The sequence below is a fragment of the Burkholderia vietnamiensis LMG 10929 genome (assembly GCF_000959445.1).
Lineage (GTDB): Bacteria > Pseudomonadota > Gammaproteobacteria > Burkholderiales > Burkholderiaceae > Burkholderia > Burkholderia vietnamiensis.
Map to the genome: position 1 here is coordinate 113,656 of NZ_CP009631.1, position 25,572 is coordinate 139,227.

20 protein-coding genes are annotated in these 25,572 nt (G+C 68.9%); 12 read left to right on the forward strand and 8 right to left on the reverse strand.

Annotation, left to right across the window (positions count from 1 at the left end; genetic code table 11):
• Positions 1–59: 59 nt before the first annotated feature.
• On the reverse strand, positions 60–1,268 hold the full coding sequence (gene hmpA / locus AK36_RS10490) for an NO-inducible flavohemoprotein (protein WP_011883334.1): 1,209 nt from the start codon (positions 1,266–1,268) through the stop codon (positions 60–62).
• 89 nt (positions 1,269–1,357) lie between these two features.
• Positions 1,358–1,909 carry a cob(I)yrinic acid a,c-diamide adenosyltransferase gene (locus AK36_RS10495; protein WP_011883333.1) on the reverse strand — a complete coding sequence of 184 codons (552 nt, stop codon included), beginning with the start codon at positions 1,907–1,909 and terminating at the stop codon, positions 1,358–1,360.
• Positions 1,910–2,049: 140 nt separating this feature from the next.
• Between AK36_RS10495 and AK36_RS10500 the strand changes: the two genes are divergently transcribed.
• From AK36_RS10500 to proC, 6 genes are all read left to right on the forward strand, one after another.
• A complete protein-coding gene (locus tag AK36_RS10500; RefSeq protein ID WP_014722475.1) occupies positions 2,050–3,459 on the forward strand; it encodes an FAD-binding oxidoreductase in 1,410 nt (469 codons plus the stop codon).
• A 37-nt stretch (positions 3,460–3,496) separates the two neighbouring features.
• Complete coding sequence (locus tag AK36_RS10505; RefSeq protein ID WP_011883331.1) at positions 3,497–4,990, forward strand: FAD-linked oxidase C-terminal domain-containing protein; 1,494 nt, start codon at positions 3,497–3,499, stop codon at positions 4,988–4,990.
• A 118-nt stretch (positions 4,991–5,108) separates the two neighbouring features.
• A complete protein-coding gene (gene glcE, locus AK36_RS10510) occupies positions 5,109–6,197 on the forward strand; it encodes a glycolate oxidase subunit GlcE (protein ID WP_014722474.1) in 1,089 nt (362 codons plus the stop codon).
• Between the two features lies 1 nt (position 6,198).
• Positions 6,199–7,425, forward strand: a complete 1,227-nt coding sequence (glcF, locus tag AK36_RS10515) for a glycolate oxidase subunit GlcF (protein WP_034194445.1) — start codon at positions 6,199–6,201, stop codon at positions 7,423–7,425.
• Positions 7,426–7,567: 142 nt separating this feature from the next.
• Entirely contained in the window at positions 7,568–8,266 is a 699-nt protein-coding gene (locus AK36_RS10520; RefSeq protein ID WP_011883328.1) for a YggS family pyridoxal phosphate-dependent enzyme, read from the forward strand.
• A 45-nt stretch (positions 8,267–8,311) separates the two neighbouring features.
• Positions 8,312–9,124, forward strand: coding sequence for a pyrroline-5-carboxylate reductase (gene proC / locus AK36_RS10525; RefSeq protein ID WP_014722473.1), 813 nt, complete (start codon positions 8,312–8,314; stop codon positions 9,122–9,124).
• A 123-nt stretch (positions 9,125–9,247) separates the two neighbouring features.
• Here the strand turns inward: proC and ubiA are convergent, their stop codons facing one another.
• The 6 genes from ubiA to recG all read right to left on the reverse strand — a co-directional run bounded on the left by ubiA (position 9,248) and on the right by recG (position 17,546).
• On the reverse strand, positions 9,248–10,120 hold the full coding sequence (ubiA, locus tag AK36_RS10530; protein WP_011883326.1) for a 4-hydroxybenzoate octaprenyltransferase: 873 nt from the start codon (positions 10,118–10,120) through the stop codon (positions 9,248–9,250).
• A 428-nt stretch (positions 10,121–10,548) separates the two neighbouring features.
• Positions 10,549–11,037 (reverse strand): non-specific DNA-binding protein DpsA, encoded by a 489-nt coding sequence (gene dpsA / locus AK36_RS10535; protein ID WP_011883325.1) that lies wholly within the window; start codon positions 11,035–11,037, stop codon positions 10,549–10,551.
• 123 nt (positions 11,038–11,160) lie between these two features.
• A complete protein-coding gene (locus tag AK36_RS33940) occupies positions 11,161–11,310 on the reverse strand; it encodes a hypothetical protein (RefSeq protein WP_011883324.1) in 150 nt (49 codons plus the stop codon).
• A 108-nt stretch (positions 11,311–11,418) separates the two neighbouring features.
• Complete coding sequence (gene katG / locus AK36_RS10540; RefSeq protein ID WP_045579405.1) at positions 11,419–13,605, reverse strand: catalase/peroxidase HPI; 2,187 nt, start codon at positions 13,603–13,605, stop codon at positions 11,419–11,421.
• Positions 13,606–14,097: 492 nt separating this feature from the next.
• A complete protein-coding gene (locus AK36_RS10550) occupies positions 14,098–15,057 on the reverse strand; it encodes a LysR substrate-binding domain-containing protein (protein WP_011883322.1) in 960 nt (319 codons plus the stop codon).
• Between the two features lie 137 nt (positions 15,058–15,194).
• A complete protein-coding gene (gene recG / locus AK36_RS10555) occupies positions 15,195–17,546 on the reverse strand; it encodes an ATP-dependent DNA helicase RecG (protein WP_045578522.1) in 2,352 nt (783 codons plus the stop codon).
• Between the two features lie 167 nt (positions 17,547–17,713).
• Here recG and queA point away from each other — a divergent pair, with 167 nt between their 5' ends.
• The 6 genes from queA (at position 17,714) to AK36_RS10585 (ending at position 25,572) form a co-directional block, all read left to right on the forward strand.
• Positions 17,714–18,775 carry a tRNA preQ1(34) S-adenosylmethionine ribosyltransferase-isomerase QueA gene (gene queA, locus AK36_RS10560; protein ID WP_045578523.1) on the forward strand — a complete coding sequence of 354 codons (1,062 nt, stop codon included), beginning with the start codon at positions 17,714–17,716 and terminating at the stop codon, positions 18,773–18,775.
• A 157-nt stretch (positions 18,776–18,932) separates the two neighbouring features.
• Positions 18,933–20,126 carry a tRNA guanosine(34) transglycosylase Tgt gene (gene tgt, locus AK36_RS10565; protein WP_034194442.1) on the forward strand — a complete coding sequence of 398 codons (1,194 nt, stop codon included), beginning with the start codon at positions 18,933–18,935 and terminating at the stop codon, positions 20,124–20,126.
• A 247-nt stretch (positions 20,127–20,373) separates the two neighbouring features.
• A complete protein-coding gene (gene yajC / locus AK36_RS10570; RefSeq protein ID WP_011883318.1) occupies positions 20,374–20,697 on the forward strand; it encodes a preprotein translocase subunit YajC in 324 nt (107 codons plus the stop codon).
• Between the two features lie 106 nt (positions 20,698–20,803).
• Positions 20,804–22,825: a protein translocase subunit SecD gene (gene secD, locus AK36_RS10575; RefSeq protein WP_011883317.1), complete on the forward strand. Its 2,022-nt coding sequence runs from the start codon at positions 20,804–20,806 to the stop codon at positions 22,823–22,825.
• Positions 22,826–22,843: 18 nt separating this feature from the next.
• Complete coding sequence (secF, locus tag AK36_RS10580; RefSeq protein ID WP_011883316.1) at positions 22,844–23,794, forward strand: protein translocase subunit SecF; 951 nt, start codon at positions 22,844–22,846, stop codon at positions 23,792–23,794.
• 209 nt (positions 23,795–24,003) lie between these two features.
• On the forward strand, positions 24,004–25,572 hold the full coding sequence (locus AK36_RS10585) for a S41 family peptidase (protein ID WP_174479784.1): 1,569 nt from the start codon (positions 24,004–24,006) through the stop codon (positions 25,570–25,572).

Genomic DNA, 25,572 nt, shown 5'->3' on the forward strand with positions numbered 1-25,572 from the left:
GGCTCGCGCCGGGCTTTGTCGTTGTGTCGCTGCGTCGGCCGACACCGGCCGGGCGGGCGTTACTCGAGCGCGCCCGAGCCGAAGATCTCGGTGTTGATGCGTTCCGGCGCGACGCCGAGCGCGACCAGCGCGTCGCGTTGCGCCTTCATGAACGCGATCGGGCCGCAGATGTAGTAGTCGGCATCCGGCACCAGCGCATACTGCTGCACGCGCTCCGGCGTCAGGCGCCCTTCGAGGTCGTGATCGACGCCCGCGCGGTCGTTCGGGCCGACCAGCTCGTACAGCACCGTGCGCTTGAAATTCGCGTGTTCGCGCACCGTATCGTTCAGCCAGTCGCGGAACGCGTGCACCGCGCCCGAGCGGCAGGCGTGGACGAACCGCACGTCGCGCTTGCTGCCTTCGGCCACCAGCGTCGACGCCATCGACACCATCGGCGTCAGGCCCACACCGCCGGAGATCAGCACGACCGGCGTATCGACGCCGCGCTTCAGCGAGAATTCGCCCATCGGCGCGGTCACCTCGACGATCGCGCCCTCCTCCACGCCGTCGTGCATCAGCGTGGAAACCTTGCCGGCCGGAACCGCTTCGGCCTGGCCGGACTCGCGCTTCACCGAGATGCGCAGCCACTTGCCGTGCGGCGCGTCGGACAGGCTGTACTGGCGCGGCTGGTCGACGCCGAGGTCGCCGACGAAGCGCTTCACCGTGACGTACTGGCCCGGCTCGAAGGTCGGCGCCGCGCCGCCGTCGGCCGGCGTCAGGTAGAACGACGTGATCTCGTCGCTTTCACGCACCTTGCGGGCCACCTTGAACGGACGGAAGCCGCTCCAGGCGGCGCCCGCGTACAGGTCGGCCTCGGCGCCGATCAGGATCTGCGCGAGCTGGCCGTACGCGACGCGCCAGGCTTCGAGCGTCTGCGCGTCCACCGCGTCGCCGAGCACTTCGACGATCGATGCAAGCAGGTTCTCGCCGACGATCGGGTAATGCTCCGGACGGATGTTCAGGCTCGCGTGCTTGTGCGCGATATGCGACACCGCTCCGCCGAGCGCGCCGAGGTTGTCGATGTTCGCCGCATACGCATAGACGGCCTTCGCGAGCGTCTCCGGCTGGCTGCCGGTCTTCTGGTGCGTCTGGTTGAACAGGTTCTTCAGCTCGGGATGGCGCGTGAACATGCGCTGGTAGAAGTGCTTCGTGATCGTCGCGCCGTGCACGGCCAGGACGGGGGCAGTGGCCTTCACACGAGCCATCTGGTCGGCGGTGATGTCAGTCATGTCGTTCTCCGTTAAACATGCTCAAACGATACATGTTTAAAAATCGCGGCCCCTCGGGCAAATTGTCGCAGCGCGGGAAGGCGCGCGGCTCAGCGCACGCGCCCTCGCTCCCACAGCACGTCCGAGCCGCCGCCGGCGCGGTTCAGCACGCGCGCGAGCACGAACAGCAGGTCGGACAGCCGGTTCACGTAACGCCGCGGCGCATCGTTCAACGTGTCGGCACGGCCGAGCGCGACGATCGAACGCTCGGCGCGCCGGCACACGGTGCGGCACACGTGCGCGAGCGACGCGGCGCGCGAGCCGGCCGGCAGGATGAATTCCCGCAGCGGCGGCAGCGTCGCGTTGTAGTCGGCCAGCCATCGGTCGAGGCGCGCGAGATGCGTGTCGTCGAGTACCGTGTGGCCGGGGATGCACAGCTCGCCGCCCAGATCGAACAGGTCGTGCTGGATCGTCACGAGCGCGGTGCGCACGTCGTCCGGCAGCGGCTCGGCGAGCAGCACGCCGAGATTCGAGTTCAGTTCGTCGACGTCGCCGATCGCGACGATCCGCGCGTCGTCCTTGCCGATGCGCCGGCCGTCGCCGAGGCCGGTGGTGCCGTCGTCGCCCGTGCGCGTGGCGATCTTGCTCAAGCGGTTGCCCATGCGAATGTCCTCTCGTGCGCGGCCGCGACGCGGCCCGGTTGTGTAGGAACGCGATTATCGCAGCCGGCGGGGCGGGTCGCAGCGGACGTTGCGGCGTAGAATGACCCAAAAGTTCGACAAGCAGCCGTCAGGAGACGCTCGTGAATCACCCCGCCACGCCGGCCGCCACGCGCCGCCCGCTTCCTCCCGCGATGCTCGATGCGCTGCGCGCCGCCTTCGGCGAGCGCGTGTCGATCGCCGACGCGGTCCGCGCCCATCACGGCCGCGACGAATCCCCGTTCGATCCGCAACTGCCCGACGCCGTCGTGTTCGCGCACAACGCCGACGAAGTGCGCGCCGTCGTGTCGCTGTGCGCGCTCTACAGCGTCCCGCTGATCCCGTACGGCGCCGGCTCGTCGCTCGAAGGCCATCTGCTGGCGGTGCGCGGCGGCGTGTCGCTCGATCTGTCGGAGATGAACCGTGTGCTGTCGATCGACGCGGAAGACCTGACCGTGACGGTCGAACCGGGCATCACGCGCAAGGCGCTGAACGAAGCGCTGCGCGACACCGGCCTGTTCTTCCCGATCGATCCGGGCGCCGACGCCAGCATCGGCGGCATGACGGCGACCCGCGCCTCGGGCACCAACGCCGTGCGCTACGGGACGATGCGCGAGAACGTGCTCGGCCTGAGCGCCGTGCTCGCCGACGGCCGCGTCGTGAAGACCGGCTCGCGCGCGCGCAAGTCGTCGGCCGGCTACGATCTGACGCGGCTGTTCGTCGGCTCGGAAGGCACGCTCGGCGTGATCACCGAGATCACGCTGCGCCTGCATCCGCTGCCCGAAGCGGTGTCGGCCGCGATCTGCGCGTTCCCGACGATGGGCGACGCGGTGCGCACCGTGATCGAGACGATCCAGATCGGCGTGCCGATCGCGCGCGTCGAATTCGTCGACGCGCTGGCGGTGCGCTCGATCAATCGCCATTCGAACCTGACGCTCGCCGAGGCGCCGACGCTGTTCTTCGAATTCCACGGCACCGACGCCGGCGTGAAGGAGCAGGCCGAGCTCGTGCAGGCGCTCGCCGGCCAGAACCACGGCCAGGGCTTCGAATGGGCGACGCGCCCCGAGGACCGCACGCGGCTGTGGGCCGCGCGCCACAACGCGTACTTCGCGATGCTGCAGCTCAAGCCCGGCTGCCGCGCGGTGACGACCGACGTCTGCGTGCCGATCTCGCAGCTGGCCGCCTGCGTCGAGGAAACCGAAGCCGACCTGCGCGCGTCGTCGCTGCCCTGCCCGATCGTCGGCCACGTCGGCGACGGCAATTTCCACGTCGCGATCCTGATCGACCCCGACAAGCCCGCCGAGCTCGACGAAGCCGAACGCATCAACGACCGGATCGTCGAGCGCGCGCTGCGGCTGGGCGGCACCTGCACCGGCGAACACGGCGTCGGCCTGCACAAGATGCGCTTCCTGCCGAAGGAGCACGGCGAGAACGCGATCGACGCGATGCGGGCGATCAAGCTCGCGCTCGATCCGCGCAACCTGATGAATCCCGGCAAGATCTTCACGTGCTGACACGGCGGCGCGCGGCCGCGCGCGCTCAGGAGACTCAATGAACGCTTCCGTCGAACTGTCGAGCGCGATGCGCGCGCAGCGCCAGCGCGAAATCGTGCAGGCGCTGATGGCCGTGCTGCCGACCCATTGCCTGCTGTACCGCGACGAAGACACCGCCGCGTACGAATGCGACGGCCTGTCGGCGTATCGCCGGCTGCCGCTCGCGGTGGCGCTGCCGGAAACCGAATCGCAGGTGCAGCGCATCGTGCAGATCTGCCGCCGCATGGAAGTGCCGATCGTGCCGCGCGGCGCGGGCACGAGCCTGTCGGGCGGCGCGCTGCCGATCGCGAACGGCGTCGTGCTGTCGCTCGCGCGCTTCACTCGGATCGTCGAAGTCGATCCGTACGCGCGCACGGCGACCGTCCAGCCCGGCGTGCGCAACCTCGCGATTTCCGAGGCGGCCGCGCCGTACGGGCTGTATTACGCGCCCGATCCGTCGTCGCAGATCGCCTGCACGATCGGCGGCAACGTCGCGGAGAATTCGGGCGGCGTCCACTGCCTGAAGTACGGGCTGACGGTGCACAACGTGATGCGCGTGCGCGCGGTCACGATGGACGGCGAGATCGTCGAGTTCGGCTCGCTCGGGCTCGACACGCCGGGCCTCGACCTGCTCGCGGTGATGATCGGCAGCGAAGGGATGTTCGCGATCGTCACCGAAGTGACGGTGAAGCTGATCCCGAAGCCGCAGACCGCGCAGCTCGTGATGGCGAGCTTCGACGACGTCGTGAAGGGCGGCGAGGCGGTCGCCGCGATCATCGCGTCGGGCATCATCCCGGCCGGGCTCGAGATGATGGACAAGCCGGCCACGCAGGCGGTCGAGGCGTTCACGCACGCCGGCTACGACGTCGACGCGAAGGCGATCCTGCTGTGCGAATCCGACGGCACGCCCGAGGAAGTCGCGGAGGAGATCGTCCGCATGACGGCCGTGCTGCGCGAGCACGGCGCGACGCGCATCCAGGTGTCGCGCAACGAGAGCGAGCGGCTGCGCTTCTGGTCGGGCCGCAAGAACGCGTTCCCGGCCGCCGGCCGCATCTCGGCCGACTATTACTGCATGGACGGCACCGTGCCGCGCCGCGCGATCGGGCCGCTGCTCGCGCGCATCGAGCAGCTCGAGACACGCTACGGGTTGCGCTGCATCAACGTATTCCATGCCGGCGACGGCAACATGCATCCGCTGATCCTCTACAACGCGAACGATCCCGAGCAGTTGCACCGCGCCGAGCAGTTCGGTGCGGAGATCCTCGAATGCTGCGTGGAATTCGGCGGCAGCGTCACCGGCGAGCACGGCGTCGGCATCGAAAAGCTCAATTCGATGTGCGTGCAGTTCTCGCCGCAGGAGCGCGACGCGTTCTTCGCGGTCAAGCGCGCGTTCGATCCGGCCGGGCTGCTCAACCCCGACAAGGGCATCCCGACCCGCGCGCGCTGCGCCGAGTACGGCCGTCAGCACGTGCGCGGCGGGCTGCTGCCGCATCCCGACCTGCCGCGCTTCTGAGCGGCGCGCGCCGTGCGGAGGCCCGGCGTGCGCGCGTCGGGGCGTTAGGGATAGTCGCGATGTGGATTCGCGCCACCCCGGTACAATCGACCGGACAACAACGAGGCAGCAACGGAACATGGAAGAGGACGACATCGTCGCCGGATGGGCCGAGCGCGTGCGCGCCGCCAGCGCCGACGGGCGGCCGCTGCGGGTCCGCGGCGGCGGCACCAAGGACTGGTACGGCCAGACGCTGGACGGCGAAATACTCGACACGCGCGCGTTTCAAGGCGTCGTGTCGTACGACCCGGCCGAGCTCGTCGTCACGGTGCGCGCGGGCACGCCGCTCGCGCAGCTCGAAGCCGTCCTCGCCGAGCGCGGCCAGATGCTGCCGTTCGAGCCGCCGCACTTCGGCCGCGCGGCCACCGTCGGCGGCTGCATCGCGGCCGGTCTCGCCGGCCCGCGGCGCGCGGCCTGCGGCGCGCCGCGCGACTTCGTGCTCGGCGTCACGCTGATGAACGGGCGCGGCGAAGTGCTGCGCTTCGGCGGGCAGGTCGTGAAGAACGTCGCCGGCTACGACGTGTCGCGCCTGATGGCCGGCGCGCTCGGCACGCTCGGGCTGATGCTCGAGCTGTCGATCAAGGTGCTGCCGGTGCCGGTCGCCGAAGTCACGCTGAAGTTCGAGATGACGGCCACCGACGCGGTGCGCAAGCTCAACGAATGGGGCGGCCATCCGCTGCCGGTGAGCGCGAGCGGCTGGCGCAACGGCACGCTGGTGCTGCGGCTGTCCGGCGCGGAAGCGGCGGTCAAGTCGGCGAAGACGCTGCTCGGCGGCGAAGTCGTCGATGCGGTCGAAGCCGAGCGCTTCTGGGCCGGCCTGCGCGAGCACACCGATCCGTTCTTCAACGGCATTCCGCCCGGCTATGCGCTGTGGCGCCTGTCGCTGCCGTCGATCACCGAGCCGATGCACCTGGCCGGCAACCAGCTGATGGAATGGGGCGGCGCGCAGCGCTGGTGGATCACCGACGCCGATGCGCAGACGGTGCGCATGAGCGCGAAGCAGGCCGGCGGCCACGCGACGCTGTTCCGCGCGGGCGATTCCTACGACCGCAGCGCCGGCGTGTTCACGCCGCTGCCCGCGCCGCTGATGAAGATCCACCGCGGGCTGAAGGCCGCGTTCGATCCGGCGCGCATCTTCAACCGCGGCAGGCTCTACCCCGATCTCTGAGATGCAAACGAACCTCGCCGATTTCATCCGCAACACGGCCGACGGCGACGAGGCCGACGCGATCCTGCGCAAGTGCGTGCATTGCGGCTTCTGTACCGCGACGTGTCCGACCTACCAGCTGCTCGGCGACGAACTCGACGGCCCGCGCGGCCGCATCTACCTGATCAAGCAGATGGTCGAAGGCGCGCCCGTCACGCGCAGCACGCAGCAGCACCTCGACCGCTGCCTCACCTGCCGCAGCTGCGAGACGACCTGCCCGTCGGGCGTGCAATACGGCCGGCTCGTCGAAATCGGCCGCAAGCACGTCGAGGCGCAGGTGCAGCGCCCGGCGCAGCAGCGGCTGATGCGCCGGCTGCTCGCGAGCGTCGTGCCGAACGCGGCGCTGTTCTCGCCGATGATGCGGCTCGGCCAGCACGTGCGGCCGCTGTTGCCGAAACGGCTGCGCGACAAGGTGCCGCCGCGCACGCGGCTGCTCGAGTGGCCGCAGCAGCCGCATGCGCGCAAGATGCTGATGCTCGGCGGCTGCGTGCAGCCGTCGATGCTGCCGAACATCAACATCGCGACCGCACGCGTGCTGGATGCGCTCGGCATCGAGACGGTCGTCGCGCCGGACGCCGGCTGCTGCGGCGCGATCCGGCTGCACCTGAACTATCACGACGACGCGCTCGACGACGCGCGCCGCAACATCGACGCGTGGTGGCCGCATGTCGAGCAAGGCGCCGAGGCGATCGTGATGAACGCATCGGGATGCGGCGCGACGGTGCTCGAATACGCGCACCTGCTGCGCGACGACCCGGCCTATGCGGAGAAGGCGCAGCGCATCGTCGCGCTCACGCGCGACATCTCCGACGTGCTGCTCGCGTCCGAGGCCGAGCTGGCGACGCTCGCGCGACGCCGCGCGATCCATACCGTCGCGTACCACCCGCCGTGCACGCTGCAGCATGGCCAGCAGTCGCGCGGCAAGGTCGAGCGCCTGCTCGAGACGCTCGGCATCGACGTGCGGCTGCCGGTCGACAGCCATCTGTGCTGCGGGTCGGCCGGCACCTATTCGCTGACCCAGCCGTCGCTGTCGTACCGGCTGCGCAAGCAGAAGCTGCTGAAGCTGCAGGCGCTCGAACCGCAGATGATCGTATCCGGCAACGTCGGCTGCATCGCGCACCTGCAAAGCGGCACGCAGATTCCGGTCGTGCACTGGGTGCAGCTCGTCGAGCATCTGCTGTACGGCTGACGCGAGCGGCGGCCCGCTGCGGCGCGGCGCGCCGTCCGCCTGCCGTCCGTCCGCGTGCCGTCCGTATAATGGGCGCTTTGCTGCGGCGCATGCGGTGCCGCAGCGCGCCGTCTCCGCTTCAGTGCCAGCTTCCGTGCCCGTCATGTCCGATCTCGCCGCCCGCCTCGACTCCGTTCACCGCCGCATCGCCGACGCCGCCCGCGCAGCCGGCCGCGATCCCGCGACCGTCTCGCTGCTCGCCGTGTCGAAGACCTTCCCCGCCGACGACGTGCGCGCCGCGCACGCGGCCGGACAACGCGCGTTCGGCGAGAACTACGTCCAGGAATCGATCGACAAGATCGACGCGCTCGCCGACCTGCGCAGCGCGCTCGAATGGCATTTCATCGGGCCGCTGCAGTCGAACAAGACGCGCGCGGTGGCCGAGCGCTTCGACTGGGTTCATTCGGTCGACCGGCTGAAGATCGCGCAACGCCTGTCCGAACAGCGCCCGCCGCAGTTGCCGCCGCTGAACGTGTGCATCCAGGTCAACATCAGCGGCGAGGAATCGAAGAGCGGCGTCGCGCCGGCCGACGTGGCCGAGCTCGCACGCGCGGTCGCCGCGCTGCCGGCGCTGCGGCTGCGCGGCCTGATGGCGATCCCCGAGCCGGCCGGCGATACCGATGCGCAACGCGCGCCGCATCGCGCGCTGCACGCGCTGTTCGACACGCTGCGCGCGCACGGGCTGGCCCTCGACACGCTGTCGATGGGCATGTCCGCGGATCTCGAAGCGGCGGTGCTCGAAGGCGCGACGATCGTGCGCGTCGGCACCGCGATCTTCGGCGCGCGCGACTATTCGCACTGAGCGCCGCGCCGCCTTTCCGTTCACTCACTCGCTCAATCCGACATCATGAAAATCGCATTCATCGGCGGCGGCAACATGGCCGCGGCCCTGATCGGCGGGCTCGTCAAGCGCGGCGTCGCCGCCGACGGCCTGTACGCCATCGACGTCAACGAGGACGTGCGCGCGCGTGCCGCGCAGCAGTTCGGGATCCGCACCGGCGCGGCCGTCGACGCGACGCTCGCCGATTACGACGCGATCGTGCTCGCGGTGAAGCCGCAGGTGCTGAAGGAGGTCGCGCAGGCGCTCGCGCCGCACCTGAAGTCGCAGCTGGTGATCAGCATCGCGGCCGGCATCCGCGGCGCCGACCTCGCGCGCTGGCTCGGCGGCTACACGCGTGTCGTGCGCACGATGCCGAACACACCGGCGCTGGTCGGCATGGGCGTGACGGGCCTCGCGGCGCTGCCGGGCGTCGACGCGACCGGTCGCGAACTGGCGTCGAGCGTGCTCGGCGCGGTCGGCGAGATCGTCTGGTTCGACGATGAAGCGCAGCTCGACGCGGTCACCGCGATCTCGGGCAGCGGGCCGGCCTACGTGTTCTATTTCATCGAAGCGCTGCAGGAGGCCGCCCGCCGCCTCGGCCTGAACGACGAACAGGGCCGCGCGCTCGCGGTCGCGACGTTCGCCGGCGCCGCGCAGCTGGCCGCGCAGTCGGGCGAGCCGGCGAGCGTGCTGCGCGAGCGCGTGACGTCGAAAGGCGGCACGACGGCCGCCGCGCTCGCGTCGTTCGACGCGCAGCAGGTGAAGGAAGCGATCGTGCGCGGCGCGCTCGCTGCGCACGCGCGCGCGCAGGAAATGGGCGACGAGCTCGGCCGCGCGTAAGCGCTGCAGCCTGCGCCGGTTTCCCGGTGCGCCAACAAAAAAGCGGCCTCGGCCGCTTTTTTGTTGCATCGCGCCTTCGCGGCGCCTGCCAGCTCAGGCCGGTTCGGGCCGGTTCACGCCGGTTCAGTTACCGGCCGCACCGGCCACCAGATAGTGCGCGGCGATCCCGGCGAACAGCACGCCGCCAAGCCAGTTGTTGTGCCGGAATGCGGCGAAGCACGGCATCCGCTCGCGGTCCTTGATCAGCGTGTAGTGATACAGCGCGCAGCCGAGCGCCGCGGCCCAGCCGGCCCAGAACGCGAGCCCGAAGCCGAGCGTCGCGCCGATCCATGCGTAGATGCCGAGCGTCACCGCATAGCAGAGCATGATGGCCGCGACGTCGAAGCGGCCGAACGTCAGCGCGGACGTGCGGATCCCGATCTTGATGTCGTCGTCGCGGTCGACCATCGCATATTCGGTGTCGTACGCCACCGACCAGAACACGTTCGCGACCAGCATCACCCACGCGAGCGCCGGTACCGTGCCCTGCACGGCCGCGAATGCCATCGGGATGCCGAAGCCGAACGCGATGCCGAGGTACGCCTGTGGAATCGCGAAAAAGCGCTTCATGAACGGATACGAGCCGGCCACGAACAGCGCGACGACCGACAGCTCTTTCGTCAGCGTATTGAGCGGCAGAATCAGCAGGAACGCGACGAACGACAGCACCGCCGCGATCGCGACGGCCTCCCATGCGCGGATCTTGCCCGAGGTCAGCGGCCGATCGGCCGTGCGCTTCACGTGACGATCGAAATCGCGGTCGGCATAGTCGTTCATCGCGCAGCCGGCCGAGCGCATCAGCAGCGTGCCGAGCGCGAAGATCGCGACCAGCGGCCAGCGCGGACGGCCGTCCGACGCGATCCACAACGCGTTGAGCGTCGGCCACAGCAGCAGCAGGCTGCCGATCGGCTTGTCCATCCGGACGAGCCGCAGATACAGGGGAAAGCGGGCAAGCATGGCGAAACACCGGGTAGGGAATCCCGGCATTTTAGAGCCGAGCGGCGGTCCGCGTCATGTCGCGGTGGGCGGCGAGCCGCCGCAGGATGCGGGTCGGCGGCGCCGCGCGGGCCGTTGCGGCACGGCGCCGTAATCCGGGGCCGGATCCAGGGACGCAGGCCGGTCGGCATGCGGCGGGTAGGCGCTGGGTAAACCGAAAGCCTCGGACGACGCCGGCCGCGCGCTATACGGCCGGCAGTACGCGGCGGGTGATGGGCGAGCGACCGTACGCAGCCGACTTGACGCTGCCAACTGTACGCAACCGACCGCGCGCAACCGAACGTACACCGGGCGGACCGTACGCACGCGGCTTCACAGAAAACCGACCGTACGCCGCCACCGCCAGGCGACGACCGCACCCGACCGGCGACGGCCCCCGCCCCACCACCTTACGCGAGCAGCGACCGCAGCATCCACGCGGTCTTTTCATGCGTCTGCAGTCGCTGCGTCAGCAGGTCGGCGGTCGGCTCGTCGCGCGCCGCATCGGCGAGCGGGAAGATCTCGCGCGCGGTGCGCACGACGGTCTCGTGCCCTTCGACGAGCTGCCGGATCATCTCTTCGGCCGCCGGCACGCCGTTCGCTTCCGGCACCGACGACAGCTTTGCAAAATCGGCGAACGTGCCCGGCGCGACGACGCCGAGCGTGCGAATGCGCTCGGCGACCGAATCGACCGCGAGCCACAGTTCGTTGTACTGCTCCTCGAACATCAGGTGCAGCGTGTTGAACATCGGACCCGTGACGTTCCAGTGGAAGTTGTGGGTCTTCAGGTACAGCGAAAACGTGTCGGCGAGCAAACGCGACAGGCCGTCCGCGATCTTCTTGCGGTCCTTGTCGCTGATGCCGATGTTGATCTGCGTGACGTTACCTTTCTTGGCCATCTTCGAGACTCCTTGTTCGAAACGTTGAACCGACGAAAGCGCGCGCAATCCGCATGCCGCATGCCGCGTCGCGGGCATCCGGGCGCGACTTGCCAGTCTAGCGCGATGAGCGAATCGTTGCGCTCAGTGTCCCGCCCCGAGCGACGCGAGCGCGTGCAGCGCCTGCGTGGCCAGCTCGGCCGCGCCGCCGATGACGATCGCGAACCCGAAGACGCGCCGTACCAGCTCGGCCGGCGTATATGCTGCGCGCATGTTGAGGATCATTTGCGTCATGGTCGTTTCTCCTTCGACAAGACCAGATGGTGAATCGGAAGAAAAAACGGCCGGTCGTGCGACCGGCCGCTTCACGTTGCAACGCGACGGGCTATCGCGTCACGATGCTCATGCGAGGTCGAAGCGGTCGAGGTTCATCACCTTGTTCCAGGCCGCGACGAAATCACGCACGAACTTCTCGTTCGCGTCGGCGCTGCCGTACACCTCGGCCAGCGCGCGCAGCTGCGAGTGCGAGCCGAAGATCAGGTCGACGCGCGTGCCGGTCCATTTCAGCTGCCCGCTCGCACGGTCGCGCCCTTCGAACACGTCGTTCGCCGCCGACGCCGGCTTCCACTCCGTGCCCATGTCGAGCAGGTTCACGAAGAAGTCGTTCGACAGCGTGCCCGGACGATCGGTGAACACGCCGTGCAGCGCGCCGCCCGCGTTCGCGCCCAGCACGCGCAGGCCGCCGATCAGCACGGTCATCTCCGGCGCCGTCAGCGTCAGCAGCTGCGCCTTGTCGACCAGCAGCGCCTCGGCCGGCGTCTTGTACGCGGCCTTCAGGTAGTTGCGGAAACCGTCGGCGACCGGCTCGAGCACGGCCATCGCGTCGACGTCCGTCTGCTCCTGCGACGCGTCCATCCGGCCCGCGGCGAACGGCACCGTGACCGCGACGCCTGCCTGCTTGGCGGCCTGTTCGACGCCGGCCGCACCGGCCAGCACGATCAGGTCGGCGAGCGACACCTTCTTGCCGCCCGTCTGCGCGTCGTTGAACGCCTTCTGCACGCCTTCGAGCGTCTCGAGGACTGCCGCGAGCGCCGCCGGCTGGTTCACCGCCCAGTCCTTCTGCGGGGCGAGGCGGATGCGTGCGCCGTTCGCGCCGCCGCGCTTGTCCGAGCCGCGGAACGTCGATGCCGACGCCCATGCGGTCGACACGAGTTGCGCCACGGTGAGCCCGGTCGCGAGGATCTTCGCCTTCAGCGCGGCCGCATCGGCGTCATCGATCAGCGGGTGGTCGACGGCGGGAATCGGGTCCTGCCACAGCAGTTCCTCGGCCGGCACTTCCGGGCCGAGATAGCGCGAGCGCGGGCCCATGTCGCGGTGCGTGAGCTTGAACCACGCACGCGCAAACGCGTCGGCGAACTCGTCCGGGTTCTCGTAGAAGCGGCGCGAGATCTTTTCGTAGGCCGGATCGAAGCGCAGCGACAGGTCGGTCGTCAGCATCGTCGGGCGATGCTTCTTCGACGGATCGAAGGCATCGGGAATCACCGCCTCGGCATCCTTCGCGACCCACTGGTGCGCGCCGGCCGGGCTCTTGGTCAGCTCCCATTCATAGCTGAACAGGTGCTTGAAGAAGTCGTTGCTCCATTGGGTCGGCGTCGACGTCCACGTGACTTCGAGGCCGCTCGTGATCGCGTCGCCGGCCTTGCCCGAGCCGTAGGTGCTCTTCCAGCCGAGGCCCTGCTGCTCGATGCCCGCCGCTTCCGGCTCGGCGCCGACGTGCGATGCCGGGCCCGCGCCGTGCGTCTTGCCGAACGTGTGGCCGCCGGCGATCAGCGCGACCGTCTCTTCGTCGTTCATCGCCATGCGGGCGAACGTGTCGCGGATGTCGCGCGCGGCCGCCACCGGATCGGGCTTGCCGTCCGGGCCTTCCGGGTTCACGTAGATGAGGCCCATCTGCACGGCCGCGAGCGGATTCTCGAGATCGCGGTCGCCCGAGTAACGGCTGTTCGGGCCGCCGCTCAGTTCCAGCCAGATCTTTTCCGAACCCCAGTAGACGTCGTCCGGCTCCCACGTGTCGGCACGGCCGCCGCCGTAACCGAAGGTCTTGAAGCCCATCGATTCGAGCGCGACGTTGCCGGTCAGGATGAACAGGTCGGCCCACGAGATGTTGCGGCCGTACTTCTGCTTGATCGGCCACAGCAGGCGGCGCGCCTTGTCGAGGTTGCCGTTGTCGGGCCAGCTGTTCAGCGGCGCGAAGCGCTGCTGCCCGCCGCCCGCGCCGCCGCGCCCGTCGGCGATCCGGTACGTGCCCGCGCCATGCCAGGCCATCCGCACGAACAGGCCGCCGTAGTGACCGAAGTCGGCCGGCCACCAGTCCTGCGACATCGTCATCAGCGCATGCAGGTCGCGCTTCACCGCTGCGAGGTCGAGCTGCTTGAACGCCTGCGCGTAGTCGAACTCGGCGTCCATCGGATCGGACAGCGCCGAATGCCGGTGCAGGACCTCGAGGTTCAGCCGGTTCGGCCACCAGTCATGGTTCGACGTGCCGCCGGCCGCCGTGTGGTTGAACGGACATTTCGATTCGGTCGACATGCTTTTCTTCTCCATTGTTTGCTCGTAGGCCCCCACGTGCCGTGGCGCGGTCAGTGAAGCATTGCGGGGGATAAGACGGAACAGGCTCGTACACCTGTGTTGCTATCGGATGTCGTGCGTCGTGGCCGCAGCGCGGCCGGCCCGCCGATCCTGCGCGGCGGCTCTCATCCGCCGTACGCGCGGTCCGCGAGATACGCATACGCGAGCGGACCCAGGCTGCGGGCCGCGGCCCGCGCACGATTGACGACTTCATCGCGCAACGGCATGTTCCGCCGCGCGTGCTCCAATACCGATCGCATCATGACATCCTCCCCTGACCCTTGCACCCAGCGTGCAGACCGCGTTTGACCGGCCTGCTGCATCCATGTCGACCATTCTATTTTCATCTATCGACATTTTGAATTTGATAACTTGTATCTATGCGATAGGAAAAAATAAACGGGGCCTCGGAGCCCCGTTGATCGGCCGGCGCACGGCGTACGCCACGTGTGCTCAGTTCATCGTCGCCGGCATGTCGAGCTTCGCGACGCCCGGCAGCTCGCAGGCGGCGATCGCCTCGCTGATCGCGTCGATCGCCGGCATCCGCGTGAAGCTCTTGCGCCACACGAGCACGACGCGACGGTCCGGCACCGGTTCGTGGAACGGCACGTACGACAGCAGCTCGGCGTCGGGGCCGTTCGCGCGCGGGCCGATCTCGGCGACCGACATCCGCGGCAGCACCGTGATGCCGACGCCGCTCGCGACCATATGGCGGATCGTCTCGAGCGACGAGCCTTCGAAGGTCTTCTGGATCCCGTCGGCCGTCTGCGAGAAGCGCATCAGCTCCGGGCACACGCCGAGCACGTGATCGCGGAAGCAGTGGCCGTTGCCGAGCAGCAGCATGGTTTCCTGCTTCAGGTCCTCGGCGTCGATTTCCTCGCGCTTCTCCCACGGATGGCCGGCCGGCAACGCGACCACGAACGGCTCGTCGTACAGCGGCCGGACCATCAGGCCCGTTTCGGGGAACGGCAGCGCCATGATGGCCGCGTCGATCTCGCCCTGCTTGAGCAGCTCGAGCAGCTTCAGCGTGTAGTTCTCCTGCAGCATCAGCGGCATCTGCGGCACGCGCTGGATCATCTGCTTGACGAGCGTCGGCAGCAGGTACGGCCCGATCGTATAGATCACGCCGAGCCGGAACGGGCCGACCAGCGGGTCCTTGCCCTGCTTCGCGATCTCCTTGATCGCGAAGGTCTGCTCGAGCACGCGCTGCGCCTGCGTGACGATCTGGTCGCCGATCGGCGTCACGCTCACTTCGCTCGCGCCGCGCTCGAAGATCTGCACGTTGAGCTCGTCTTCCAGCTTCTTGATCGCCACCGACAGCGTCGGCTGGCTCACGAAGCACGCTTCGGCCGCGCGGCCGAAATGCCGCTCGCGCGCCACCGCGACGATGTACTTCAGTTCGGTCAGGGTCATTGTGGGTCAATCAGGGATATGCATGCGATAGGTTTAATTTATACACCTACCGGCACCGGTTCGCAAAGTTTCTCTGTATCGCGGGCCGTCGACGCCGGGCCGACGCGTGCTTTTCGATCCGGCCCCGCGCCGACCGGTCAGGCCTTCAGGTACTGTTCGCGCGCGCCGAGCCAGCGCGCGAGATGCTGCGTGACCACGTCCGGATACGCGGCGATCAGCCGCGCCGCCGCGTCGCGCGCCGGATCGATCAGCCAGCCGTCGGTCTCGAGGTTCGCGAAGCGCAGCATCGCCGCGCCCGACTGGCGGGCGCCGAGGAATTCACCGGGCCCGCGGATCTCGAGATCACGCCGCGCGATCTCGAAGCCGTCGGTCGTCTCGCGCATCGTCTTGAGCCGCTCGCGGCCGGCGAGCGACAGCGGCCCCGAGTACAGCAGCACGCACACCGACGCCGCGGTGCCGCGCCCGACCCGGCCGCGCAGCTGGTGCAGCTGCGCGAGGCCGAAGCGCTCCGCGTGCTCGATCACCATCAGCGACGCGTTCGGCACGTCGACGCCGACTTCGATCACGGTCGTCGCGACCAGCAGCTGCACGTCGTTGCGCGTGAACGCGTCCATCACGGCCGCCTTGTCGGCGGGCGACAGCCGGCCGTGCACCAGCCCGACCTTCAGCTCGGGCAGCGCCGCGGCGAGCGTCTCGTAGGTCTCGACGGCCGTCTGCAGCTGCAGCGTCTCGCTCTCCTCGATCAGCGGACACACCCAGTAGACCTGACGCCCGGTCAGCGCGGCCTCGCGCACGCGCGCGATCACCTCGCCGCGCCGCGCGTCGGCGACGAGCCGCGTGAGCACCGGCGTGCGGCCCGGCGGCAGCTCGTCGATCGTCGACACTTCGAGATCGGCGTAGTACGTCATCGCGAGCGTGCGAGGGATCGGCGTGGCCGACATCATCAGCTGGTGCGGCTGGAAGTCGCGCGCGCCGTTGGCCGCGTTCGCCGCCTTCGCACGCAGCGCGAGACGCTGCTCGACGCCGAAGCGATGCTGCTCGTCGACGATCACGAGGCCGAGCCGCGCGAACTCGACGGTGTCCTGGATGATCGCGTGCGTGCCGATCACGAGCTGCGCGGTGCCGAGCGCCGCGGCTTCGATCGCCGCGCGCTTCTCCTTCGCCTTCAGGCTGCCCGCGAGCCAGGCGACCGAGACGCCGAGCGGCTCGAGCCATGCGCGCAGTTTGCGCGCATGCTGTTCCGCGAGGATTTCGGTCGGCGCCATCAGCGCGGCCTGGTAACCGGCGTCGATCGCCTGCGTCGCGGCCAGCGCGGCGACGACCGTCTTGCCGCTGCCGACGTCGCCCTGCAGCAGCCGCTGCATCGGGTGCGGCAGCGTCAGGTCGTGCGCGATCTCGTCGACGACGCGCGACTGCGCGCCGGTCAGCGTGAACGGCAGCGCCGCGTACAGACGGGTGGTCAGCGAGCCGGCGTCGTCCGCGGCGCGGCGCGGCATCGTCGGCGCCGAGCGCGTGCGGCGCTCCTCGTGCGCGCGCTTGAGCGACAGCTGCTGCGCGAGCAGCTCCTCGAACTTGATGCGCGTCCAGGCCGGGTGCGAGCCGTCCATCAGCGCCGCCTCGTCGGAATCGACGCCGGGGTGATGCAGGATGCGCACGGCCTGCGCGAGCGTCGGCACGCCGAGCGGCTTCAGGTAGTCGCGCTCGATCTCGGGCGGCAGCAGCTCCGGCAGCGGCGTGCGCTCGACCGCGTTTTCGATCGCCTTGCGCAGATACGCCTGCGACACGCCGGCCGTGCTCGGATAAACGGGCGTGAGCACCTGCGGCAGCGGCGCATCGGCTTCGACCACGCGCACGACCGGATGCACCATCTCCATCCCGAAGAAGCCGCCGCGCACGTCGCCGCGCACGCGCAACCGCTGGCCGACGGCCATCTGCTTGACCTGCGAGCCGTAGAAATTCAGGAAGCGCAGCACGAGCTGCGCGCCGTCGTCGTCGCGGATCTTCACGACCAGCTGGCGGCGCGGCCGATATGCGACTTCGTTGTCGAACACGACGCCTTCGGTCTGCGCGATGCCGCCCGGCAGCAGCTCGTCGATCGGCGTGAGCGTGGTCTCGTCCTCGTAGCGCATCGGCAGATGCAGCACGAGGTCGATCGAGCGGGTAAGGCCGAGCTTGGCGAGCTTGTCGGCCGTCTTCACGGGCTTGTCGGCGGCCGGCTTCTTCTTGCGCTTCGGAGCTGCGGCGCCGGTGGCGGCCGCGCCGGCTTCGTCGCCGTCGCCGGCCGCTGCGGCATCGGCATCGGCCTGCTGCGCGGCGGCCGGCTGCGCGAGCCGCCCGTCGGCGCGGCGCCGCGGGCTCGCGCGGCGCGCCGGCGCACCTTCCGGCTGGCCGCCCGGCCCGGGCGACGCGGCGGCGTCCGCGTCGAACGGATCGGCGGGATCGGCTGAATCGGCAACGGTGGCGGCGCTACGGCGTGGTGACACAGGCATCGGATCGTCAGGGTGCTTCACAAGGCAAGTACAATAGCGGCTTTCACGTCGTCCGAACGAACGACGCCGGCCAGGCCGCGGACCCCGCCATCATAGCGGCTCGCGCGCGCCATTCACGCATTTCCGCCCTGTCGGCGGCGCCCGCCGGCCGTTCCGAACCAGCCCGCATGTTCACGCTCTCCGATTTCGATTTCAATCTGCCGCCCGAGCTGATTGCCCAAACCGCGCTGCCCGAGCGCACCGCGAGCCGCCTGCTCGAGGTCGACGGCACCGTGGCGCCCGCGCGCCTCGTCGATCGCCGCTTCGCCGAGCTGCCGTCGTGCATCGCGCGCGGCGACCTGCTCGTGTTCAACGATACCAAGGTGCTGAAGGCGCGCTTCTTCGGCCAGAAGGCCAGCGGCGGCAAGATCGAGGTGCTGGTCGAGCGCGTGACCGGCACGCACACGGCGCTCGCGCAGATCCGCGCGAGCAAGTCGCCGGGCGCCGGCACGACGCTGCGGCTGGCCGACGCGTTCGACGTGACGGTCGGCGAACGCGTCGAGCCGTTCTTCACGCTGCACTTCCCGCAGCCGTGCCTCACGCTGATCGAGCAGTACGGCCGGCTGCCGCTGCCGCCGTACATCGAGCACGACGCCGACGCGACCGACGAGACGCGCTATCAGACCGTCTATGCGAGCAACCCGGGCGCGGTCGCCGCACCGACGGCCGGCCTCCATTTCGACCAGCCGCTGCTGGAGAAGCTCGACGCGATGGGCGTCGAGCGCGCGACGCTGACGCTGCACGTGGGCGCCGGCACGTTCCAGCCGGTGCGCGTCGAGAACATCGCCGAGCACCGGATGCACAGCGAGTGGTACGAACTGCCGCAGTCGCTGGTCGACAAGATCGCCGCGACCCGCGCGCGCGGCGGCAACGTGATCGCGGTCGGCACGACGTCGATGCGCGCGCTCGAAGCCGCGGCGCGCAGCGCCGAAGCCGCCGGCCGGCCGCTCGCGGCAACCCAGGACGAAACCGACATCTTCATCACGCCCGGCTACCGTTTTCGCGTCGTCGACCGGCTGGTGACGAATTTCCACCTGCCGAAATCGACGCTGCTGATGCTGGTGTCCGCGTTCGCGGGCGTCGAGACGATCCGCGCCGCGTACCGGCACGCGATCGACGAGCGCTACCGGTTCTTCAGCTACGGCGACGCGATGCTGCTCACACGGCGCGACACGCCGGAGCACGCGTAAGCGCGGCCGCTTCGCCATCGCTTCACCGCCGTTTCACCGCTGTTTCACCGCCGCGCGCGCCACGCGCCGCCGCGACCGCTTTTTTCCCGCCGCCCTTTCCGGGCGGCGTTTCGCAACATGCGCCGGACTGTTTTCCGGTAGCAAGGAGAATCACGCGATGACCGAAGGTTCATCCCACGACACGCACGCGAGCGCCGACGTGCACGAACGCCCGGCCAACGGGCTCGAATTCGAGCTGCTGACCACCGACGGCCACGCGCGCCGCGGCCGCGTCAAGCTCAACCACGGCGTGGTCGAGACGCCGATCTTCATGCCGGTCGGCACGTACGGCACGGTCAAGGCGATCCAGCCGCGCGAGCTGCACGAGATCAACGCGCAGATCATCCTCGGCAACACCTTCCACCTGTGGCTGCGCCCCGGCCTCGACACCATCGACGCGCACGGCGGGCTGCACCGCTTCATGGGCTGGAACAAGCCGATCCTGACCGACTCGGGCGGCTTCCAGGTGTTCTCGCTCGGCGACCTGCGCAAGATCACCGAGGACGGCGTCACGTTCGCGTCGCCGATCAACGGCGACAAGCTGTTCCTGTCGCCGGAAGTGTCGATGCAGATCCAGAAGGTGCTGAACTCCGACATCGTCATGCAGTTCGACGAGTGCACGCCGTACGCGACCAACGGCGTGCCGACCACGCACAAGGAAGCGGCCGATTCGATGCGCATGTCGCTGCGCTGGGCGAAGCGCTCGCTCGACGAATTCGACCGGCTCGGCAATCCGAACGCGCTGTTCGGGATCGTCCAGGGCGGGATGTTCGAGGACCTGCGCGACGAATCGCTCGCGGGCCTGTCGGAGCTCGGCTTTCACGGCCTCGCGATCGGCGGGCTGTCGGTCGGCGAGCCGAAGGAAGACATGATGCGCGTGCTGCGGCACGTCGGCCCGAAGCTGCCGGCCGACAAGCCGCACTACCTGATGGGCGTCGGCACGCCGGAAGACCTGGTCGACGGCGTCGCGAACGGCATCGACATGTTCGACTGCGTGATGCCGACCCGCAACGCGCGCAACGGCTGGCTGTTCACGCGCTTCGGCGACGTGAAGATCCGCAACGCGACGCACAAGAATTCGCTGAAGCCGCTCGATCCGACCTGCAGTTGCTACACGTGCCGGAACTTCTCGCGCGGCTATCTGCACCACCTGCATCGCGTCGGCGAAATCCTCGGCGCGCAGCTGAACACGATCCACAACCTGCACTACTACCTGCAGCTGATGAGCGAGATTCGCGAAGCGATCGAAACGCATACGTTCGACGCGTTCCGCCAGCGCTTCGCGCAGGATCGCGCGACCGGGGTCGACTGAACGGACGGCGCGCCGGCCGTGCATGCGCGCGGCCCGTATCACGACCGGCATAACAGCCCGTATCGCCCGCCGCAACCGGCAGTCGCGGCCGGCGAATATTACAATCAGCTTTCCAGACGCGCGACAGCGGTGCCGGTTCGTGCTTTAACAGCTTGATCCGAAAGCGCATTTGCTGCGCCGTTTGCGCTTGGGGCCGGTGGTAGAATAACCGGCTTATTTTTCGATCTTCCCCTACGGAGAGACCAACGTGCCGTTCATTTCCAATGCCTTCGCGCAAGGTGCCGGTGGCGCCGAATCGAGCCTGATGAGCTTCCTGCCGCTCATCCTGATGTTCGCGGTGCTGTACTTCATCATGATCCGTCCGCAGATGAAGCGCCAGAAGGAGCACCGCAACATGCTCGCGGCCATGGCGAAGGGCGACGAAGTCGTCACGAGCGGCGGCCTCGTCGGCAAGGTGACGAAGGTTTCCGAAGGCTACATCGGCGTCGAGATCGCCGAAGGCACCGAAATCACCGTGCAGAAGTCTGCGGTCACGACCATTCTGCCGAAGGGCACGATCAAGTCGCTGTAAGGCTTTCAACGAGCGTCCGGCTCCCCGCGTCGTGCCCGCCTGACAGCGCGGGCCGGCGCGGCGCCGGACGCGACGCTTTCACGCCAACCATCCGTTCGGCCCCCTCATGAATCGTTATCCAATCTGGAAATATGTCGTGATGGTCGTGGCGCTCGCCATCGGCTTTCTGTACACATTGCCCAACTTCTTCGGCGAAGCGCCGGCGGTGCAGGTGTCGAGCGGCAAGGCCACGGTCAAGCTCGACTCGGCCACGCTGAGCCAGGTCGAAGCCGCGCTCGCGTCCGCACAGATCAAGCCGGACGACGTGACCTTCGAGAACACGGCGACCAACGCGAACATCCGCGTGCGCCTGAAGGACACCGATACGCAGCTGCGCGTCAAGGACCTGCTGCAGAAGTCGCTGAATACCGACCCGAACGATCCGCAGTACGTCGTCGCGCTGAACCTGCAGAGCGCGTCGCCGCGCTGGCTGACGGCCATCCACGCGCTGCCGATGTACCTCGGCCTCGACCTGCGCGGCGGCGTCCACTTCCTGCTGCAGGTCGACATGACCGGCGCGCTGACGAAGAAGCTCGACTCCGACGCGACCGACGCGCGCGCCTTGCTGCGCGACAAGAACATCCGCGACGGCGGCGTGAGCCGCGTCGATCAGTCCGTCGTCGTGAATTTCAGCGACGCGCAGACGGCCGAAGACGCGCTCAAGGCGCTCGCCGCGTCGATCACCGAACTGCAATGGGCGACCCAGCCGGGCGGCGGCGGCACGCAAGTGGTCGGCACCTTCACGCCGGCCGTGCAGAAGTCCGTCGAGGACGCCGCGCTCAAGCAGAACCTGACCACGCTGCACAATCGCGTGAACGAGCTCGGCGTGTCCGAGCCGATCCTGCAGCAGCAAGGCAGCGACCGCATCGTCGTCGAGCTGCCGGGCGTGCAGGACACCGCGAAGGCGAAGGACATCATCGGCCGCACCGCGACGCTCGAGGCGCGCCTCGCCGATCCGATCAACACGCACCCGAACCCGAACGACCCGGTGCCGCCGGGCGAGGAACTGTTCACGCAGGGCAACCAGGCGCCCGTGCTGCTGAAGAAGGACGTGATCTTCACCGGCGACCGCATCATCGACGCGTCGGCCGGCTTCGACGAACACCAGCGTCCGTCGGTCAACATCCGTCTCGACTCGGCGGGCGGCCGCTCGGTGCGCGCGGTGTCGCGCGAGAACATCGGCAAGCCGATGGCGATGGTGCTGTTCGAGAAGGGCAAGGGCGAAGTGCTGACGGTCGCGACGATCCAGTCCGAACTCGGCGACCGCTTCCAGATCACCGGCCAGCCGACGCCGCAGGCCGCGGCCGACCTCGCGCTGCTGCTGCGCGCCGGCTCGCTCGCCGCACCGATGGACATCATCGAAGAACGCACGATCGGCCCGAGCCTCGGCGCGGACAACATCAAGATGGGCGTCCACTCGGTGATCTGGGGCTTCTGCGCGATCGCCGTGTTCATGGTCGCGTACTACATGTTGTTCGGCGTGATCTCGGTGATCGGCCTGTCGGTGAACCTGCTGCTGCTCGTCGCGGTGCTGTCGCTGATGCAGGCGACGCTGACGCTGCCGGGCATCGCGGCAATCGCGCTCGCGCTCGGCATGGCGATCGACTCGAACGTGCTGATCAACGAGCGCGTGCGTGAAGAACTGCGCGCCGGCCAGCCGCCGCAGCTCGCGATCCAGTCGGGCTACGCGCACGCCTGGGCGACGATTCTCGACTCCAACGTGACGACGCTGATCGCCGGCCTCGCGCTGCTCGCGTTCGGCTCGGGCCCGGTGCGCGCGTTCGCGATCGTGCACTGCCTCGGCATCCTGACGTCGATGTTCTCCGCGGTGTTCTTCTCGCGCGGGATCGTCAACCTCTGGTACGGCGGCCGCAAGAAGCTGAAGTCGCTCGCGATCGGCCAGGTGTGGAAGCCGGAAGGCGCGGCGGCCGGCGCGACGTTCGCGGCAGCCGACGAATCGACCGACACCGCGCGCGCCGCGAAGCTCGCCGCGCCCGCGAAAGGCAATGGGCCGCGCGCCGGCAAGCCGCAGTTGCGCAACCGCGCGCAGCCAGGCGTGCCGCCGAAGAAACCGGGCTCGACCCAATAAGGCGCCGGAGACGAAGCCATGGAATTTTTCCGCATCCGTAAAGACATTCCGTTCATGCGGCACGCGCTGGTGTTCAACGTGATCTCGCTGGTCACGTTCATCGCCGCCGTGTTCTTCCTGTTCCACCGAGGGCTGCACCTGTCCGTCGAATTCACCGGCGGCACGGTGATCGAGGTCCAGTACCAGCAGGCCGCGCAGCTCGAACCCGTGCGCGACACGCTCGGCAAGCTCGGCTACGCCGATGCGCAGGTGCAGAACTTCGGCACGTCGCGCAACGTGCTGATCCGCCTGCAGCTCAAGCAAGGCCTCACGTCCGCGCAGCAGAGCGACCAGGTGATGGCCGCGCTGAAGGCGCAGAGCCCCGACGTGACGCTGCAGCGCGTCGAGTTCGTCGGCCCGCAGGTCGGCCGCGAGCTCGCGACCGACGGGCTGCTCGCGCTCGCGTGCGTCGTGATCGGCATCGTGATCTACCTGTCGTTCCGCTTCGAATGGAAGTACGCGGTCGCCGGCATCATCGCCAACCTGCACGACGTCGTGATCATTCTCGGCTTCTTCGCGTTCTTCCAGTGGGAGTTCTCGCTGGCGGTGCTCGCGGCGATCCTCGCGGTGCTCGGCTACTCGGTCAACGAATCGGTGGTCATCTTCGACCGGATCCGCGAGACGTTCCGCCGCGAACGCAAGATGAGCGTGCAGGAAGTGATCAACCACGCGATCACGACCACCATGTCGCGTACGATCATCACGCACACGTCGACGGAAATGATGGTGCTGTCGATGTTCTTCTTCGGCGGCCCGACGCTGCACTACTTCGCACTCGCGCTGACGGTCGGCATCATGTTCGGCATCTACTCGTCGGTGTTCGTCGCGGGCTCGCTCGCGATGTGGCTCGGCATCAAGCGCGAAGACCTCGTCAAGGAAAAGAAGACGGCCCACGATCCGGACGATCCGAACGCGGGCGCGCAGGTTTGAGCGGCGCGGCGTTTGGGGGCTTTTTCGGCGGCTTTTTCGGCCGCTTTCCGAAGTAGCGAAAGGCCGGTTCCTCAGGGACCGGCCTTTTTTTATCGGCATGCGGTTTGCCGCTTGCCGCCTGTCGCCTATCGCGATGCCGCCGCGCGGGCGTCGGCTACAATCGCGACACCGCCCCGCCCCGTCCCCCACTCGCCGAAGCCGCGCTCCTCATGAACCCCGTCATGCCTGCCATTCGTCGCGTCGTCGCGTCGCGCACCGGTGCGATCACCGCGGCGGTGTTCATTGCATTTGCATTCGAATTAGCGCCCGCGGCGCTCGCGCAAACCGTCCCGGCCAGCGCCACTACCGCCACCACCGCCATGCCCGCGCCCGCCGCCGCGCCGCTACCGTCACCGTGTCCGCCCGACTGGGAAGCGCAGCTCTGCGAACTGAAATCGGCGATCGAAGTGCTGAAGAAGCAGCATCTGACCGACGTCGACATCGGCGCGCTGCTCGACGCGACCGTGCACGCCGGGATCAAGACGCTGCCGTACGCGCGCTTCTTCAACGCGGCCGAGCGCCGGCAGCAGCTCGACGACGAGCGTCGCGCGCGCGACGGCACGCCGGGCATCGGCATCGTGTTCGAGACGCGGCCCGACGGCCTGCACATCATCGACGTGATTCCCGACGCGCCCGCGGAGAAGGCCGGCGTGCGGCCCGACGATCTCGTCGTCGCGATGAACGACCAGAGCGTGGTCGGGCTCGACAGCGCCGACGTCGTGAAGCTCGCGAAAGGCGACGCGGGCGTGCCGCTGAAGCTGACGATACGGCGCGGCCCCGGGCAGGCGACGCTCGTCGTCGCGCCGGTGCGCGCGATCGTCCGCCCGCACCCGGCGAGCGCGAAGCGGCTCGCCGGCGACATCCTGTACACGCGGCTGTCGAGCTTCCCCGAGCCCGCGGTCGGCAACTACATCGACGCGGTCGAGGCCGCGCGCCGCAATGGTCCGCCGGTGAAAGGCGTGATCCTCGATCTGCGCATCAATGGCGGCGGCGCGCTGAATGCGGCGATCGGCATCACCGCGCTGTTCGCCGGGCGCGAGCGCACCGCGATGGTGACGCTCGAACGCGACGGCAGGAACCGCCGCCGCATCACGACCAACTGGCCGGACTACGAACTGCCGGTGATGCACGGTCAGGATCCGCTCGCGCCGCTGCAGGCCGACGACTGGTGGCGCACCGTGCCGCTCGTCGTGCTCGTCGACGGCCAGAGCGCGTCGGCGGCCGAAGCGACCGCGGCCGCGCTGCGCGATCTCGGGCGCGCGCGGCTGCTCGGCATGCCGACCTACGGCAAGGGGCTCGCGCAGACGGGCGTCGATCTGATCGACGGCACGCGGCTCAATCTGACGTTCGCGCGCAACCTGCGGCCGAACGGCTGCCCGATGGACGGCTACGGCGTCGTGCCCGACTGGCTCGTCCCGCCGCGCCGCGACTCGGACGTCGACGGCGTGCTGCTGTGGTACCGCGAGGTCGATCTCGCGCGTGCGCCGTATGCGGACCGGCTCGCGCCCGATCCGTTCGCCACGGTGCGCGACGCCCGGCGCAAGCTGCGCGACGCGCGCGTGCGCGCGAAGGTCGAGATGTCGAAGAGCGCGGCGCTGCCGCAGCGCGAATTCGGCACGGCCGCGGACTGGCAGCTGCGCCAGGCGCTGGCCGCGCTCGCCGGGCGGCCGGTGCAGACCGTCGCCGCGCCCGCGCAGCTGATGCCGGCCCAGCCGGCATGCGAGCGCGGCGACGACTGA

What these genes read in the sequence shown, in the direction of transcription:
- AK36_RS10585 (WP_174479784.1), top strand. Translation starts at nt 24,004, where the DNA reads ATGAACCCCGTCATGCCTGCCATTCGTCGCGTCGTCGCGTCGCGCACC.
- AK36_RS10505 (WP_011883331.1), top strand. Translation starts at nt 3,497, where the DNA reads ATGAACGCTTCCGTCGAACTGTCGAGCGCGATGCGCGCGCAGCGCCAG.
- hmpA (WP_011883334.1), bottom strand. Translation starts at nt 1,268, where the DNA reads ATGACTGACATCACCGCCGACCAGATGGCTCGTGTGAAGGCCACTGCC.
- queA (WP_045578523.1), top strand. Translation starts at nt 17,714, where the DNA reads ATGTTCACGCTCTCCGATTTCGATTTCAATCTGCCGCCCGAGCTGATT.
- tgt (WP_034194442.1), top strand. Translation starts at nt 18,933, where the DNA reads ATGACCGAAGGTTCATCCCACGACACGCACGCGAGCGCCGACGTGCAC.
- ubiA (WP_011883326.1), bottom strand. Translation starts at nt 10,120, where the DNA reads ATGCTTGCCCGCTTTCCCCTGTATCTGCGGCTCGTCCGGATGGACAAG.
- dpsA (WP_011883325.1), bottom strand. Translation starts at nt 11,037, where the DNA reads ATGGCCAAGAAAGGTAACGTCACGCAGATCAACATCGGCATCAGCGAC.
- AK36_RS10550 (WP_011883322.1), bottom strand. Translation starts at nt 15,057, where the DNA reads ATGACCCTGACCGAACTGAAGTACATCGTCGCGGTGGCGCGCGAGCGG.
- katG (WP_045579405.1), bottom strand. Translation starts at nt 13,605, where the DNA reads ATGTCGACCGAATCGAAATGTCCGTTCAACCACACGGCGGCCGGCGGC.
- secD (WP_011883317.1), top strand. Translation starts at nt 20,804, where the DNA reads ATGAATCGTTATCCAATCTGGAAATATGTCGTGATGGTCGTGGCGCTC.
- glcF (WP_034194445.1), top strand. Translation starts at nt 6,199, where the DNA reads ATGCAAACGAACCTCGCCGATTTCATCCGCAACACGGCCGACGGCGAC.
- AK36_RS33940 (WP_011883324.1), bottom strand. Translation starts at nt 11,310, where the DNA reads ATGACGCAAATGATCCTCAACATGCGCGCAGCATATACGCCGGCCGAG.
- proC (WP_014722473.1), top strand. Translation starts at nt 8,312, where the DNA reads ATGAAAATCGCATTCATCGGCGGCGGCAACATGGCCGCGGCCCTGATC.
- AK36_RS10495 (WP_011883333.1), bottom strand. Translation starts at nt 1,909, where the DNA reads ATGGGCAACCGCTTGAGCAAGATCGCCACGCGCACGGGCGACGACGGC.
- recG (WP_045578522.1), bottom strand. Translation starts at nt 17,546, where the DNA reads ATGCCTGTGTCACCACGCCGTAGCGCCGCCACCGTTGCCGATTCAGCC.
- secF (WP_011883316.1), top strand. Translation starts at nt 22,844, where the DNA reads ATGGAATTTTTCCGCATCCGTAAAGACATTCCGTTCATGCGGCACGCG.
- glcE (WP_014722474.1), top strand. Translation starts at nt 5,109, where the DNA reads ATGGAAGAGGACGACATCGTCGCCGGATGGGCCGAGCGCGTGCGCGCC.
- AK36_RS10520 (WP_011883328.1), top strand. Translation starts at nt 7,568, where the DNA reads ATGTCCGATCTCGCCGCCCGCCTCGACTCCGTTCACCGCCGCATCGCC.